2 protein-coding genes and 1 pseudogene are annotated in these 2564 nt (G+C 51.2%); 1 reads left to right on the top strand and 2 read right to left on the bottom strand.

The features are described from left to right. Positions 1-336 (top strand): annotated as a pseudogene (locus tag ACRCZA_RS14385) (MBL fold metallo-hydrolase); the annotation flags it as partial. 183 nt (positions 337-519) lie between these two features. Here ACRCZA_RS14385 and ACRCZA_RS14380 read toward each other — a convergent pair. Both ACRCZA_RS14380 and ACRCZA_RS14375 read right to left on the bottom strand, forming a co-directional pair. Then, on the bottom strand, positions 520-1329 hold the full coding sequence (locus tag ACRCZA_RS14380; protein ID WP_438675089.1) for an SDR family NAD(P)-dependent oxidoreductase: 810 nt from the start codon (positions 1327-1329) through the stop codon (positions 520-522). Next, positions 1326-2204: an NAD(P)-dependent oxidoreductase gene (locus ACRCZA_RS14375; RefSeq protein WP_438675088.1), complete on the bottom strand. Its 879-nt coding sequence runs from the start codon at positions 2202-2204 to the stop codon at positions 1326-1328. The genes ACRCZA_RS14380 and ACRCZA_RS14375 overlap by 4 nt, the downstream gene beginning before the upstream one ends. Between the last annotated feature and the right edge of the window lie 360 nt (positions 2205-2564).

The following is a 2564-nucleotide window of genomic DNA, read 5'->3' as shown; positions in this document are numbered from 1 at the left end:
CTCCCCGATGAACCGACACTCTATATCAGTGGTGATACCGTACTGACGGCGGATGTAAAACGAGCACTGACGGAGTGTAAACCCGATATTACCTTGGTGGCTGCAGGAGAAGCTCAGATGGATGTCGGCCAACCCTTATTGATGTCGATGGCCGAACTACTGGAATTTATCGCATTATCGCCCGGCAAAGTGATTGCCAATCATATGGAGGCACTCAATCATTGCCCAACCACCCGGAAAATATTGGCCGAACGCTTAGCCTTGGCGGGGTTAACCGATAAAGTATTGATCCCCAAGGATGGCGAAACCTTGGTATTGAACTCAATGGAGCTCTAACGCCGAGTAAAAATCCAGACCAAATCAAATTATTCATTAAAATTAGCCGCTCAGCGAAATAACAAGATCTCAACAACAGCACACGCCTTAACTAAGCGGGGAGTATGGGCCCAAACTCGGAACGTACCTCTGACGCACTCAGCCCAAAGATTATTGGGCTGAGTGTTAAACCATTAAGACGCGCTAAGCTAAGGCGTCGTGACTTTCCCAAAATGACGCTGAAGTCTGATAAATCATCTTCTTACTCATGCCACCATCAATGACCCAATTCGCGCCATTCACAAAGTCATTGTTAGGCTCGGCCAAAAATACACAAGCACGGGTGATATCATCGGGACGGCCCACTCTGCCACTGGGATGCTGCTGATGATCACCTTGAGAGAGGCTGTGATAATCCTCGGCTTGGATCCAGCCCGGGCTAATGGCGTTCACGGTGATCCTATGCTCAGCCAACGACATCGCCAAGGATTGTGTCAAGGCCACCAGCGCCCCCTTTGAGGCACCGTAGGCGTCCCAACCTGGCTCATTTTGCTGCCAGCGAGTCGAGGCAATATTGATAATCCGCCCATAGTTAAGCGCCCACGAAGGCTTAACCGACTCGTCATCGCTTACCCATTTGTCGTTATTCACTAACTGATTCGACTTAACAAATTCCTGGGCGCAAATCACTGCAGCGCGCACATTCACCGCCATCACCTGATCAAACTCCGCCATCGTTAATTGCGTAAAATCCGTATGAAACTTACTAATAGCGCCATTATTAATCAGCACCTGCAGGCCGCCATACGCGTGGGTGACAGTGGCAAACAAGGCACGAATGGCCTGTTCATCCCGCAAATCGAGCACATAAAAGTGAATATTTTCCTCATCAAACGCATAAGGCGTTTGATCAGTGGCAATCACTCGATAACCTGCACGAGCAAATCCGCGGCAAAGATCACGGCCAATGCCGCCTGCGGCACCAGTGATAAAAGCGATAGGTTGCTGGCTCATTTATTGTCCCCCGCGCCCAAACGTAAACGCTTTATCAAGGCCGAGACTTCCTGCGGCCCCAAACCATGTTCAACCCCCTCGGCAAATAACTCGGCCGCAAAACGGGCAAAGCGCGTATCAATGTTGGTGGCCGTGGCGTGCTCTGCCAAACGAGTGATGGCCGCGCTCCACGTTTTAAGGCTAGCGTAAGGCTGGTCAAACTGACCATCGGCAATGGTTTTACCAAGATGGGCGACATCACCCCCTAAAATGGGAGATAACTGCTTAAACTGGGCGCAGACCTTATCCACAGCTAACCCCTCCGCCTCACAAATCAACGCCCCATGCAAAGCCCCGATAAGCCCCCCGGCAAAATAAGCGGCCACCGCACAATCCTGCGCTGGCGCGGCGCCGACAGCCTCGCCTAAGTGCTCAAGCGTTGTCGCCAACTGACGCAGCAACGGCTCTGCCTCAACAAAAGCGCCGCGCGCACCAGAACATATGATGCTCGCCTCGGCACTGCCAATTTGCTCAGGAAAACACAGGATCGCCCCCACCAAGAACCGCGCTTGGTGAGCATGACACCAAGCTTCCTGCGCCCTTGCACCTTGCGGGCTACCCGTCGAGAGCTGTACCACTAATTTACCCGATAGCGCCTGCTCGGCCTCCTCGAGTAAAGTTTGGCTCACGGCATAATTATCCACACAAATGAGCGTGATAGGGCTCGCACCGATGGCTTCCTGCACATTGGCAGCGCATGTAGCACCAAGCGCCTGTAGTGGCGCGGCCTTATGTGGAGTGCGATTCCAAACGGTAACCGAGTGCCCAGTTAACAGTAAGCGCTGAGCTAAAACAGTGCCCATTGCACCTAAACCGATAATAGAAAGCTGAGTCATTAAGACATCCTTAATACTGATGGCCCCATCCCCACACTAACGTCTAACGTCTAACGTCAAATCCATTCAGGGGATAAAGGAAGAGAAAAGGAGAGATAAAGAAAACTGCGATAGGTAATACGAATACCACATACGCGGTTAACGCCCTCGAAAAACACTATATTGGCGGTTAGCGTCGCTGTAAAATGGCTTTTATCACTTACTGCTATAGATTAAAACTATGGAAAGCCATTTATGGCTCGACGTATAAGCGGAACAACGGCATCTATGCCATCAATACTTACCGCGATGACCATGCTGACTCCCCCTTAAACTTCCAGCGCTATCGCGATCAAACGCATTTCGGGGAGTAAGCATTGA

The organism is Shewanella sp. (genome assembly GCF_051658185.1).
Lineage (GTDB): Bacteria > Pseudomonadota > Gammaproteobacteria > Enterobacterales > Shewanellaceae > Shewanella.
This window is presented reverse-complemented; position numbering and strand designations above follow the sequence as displayed.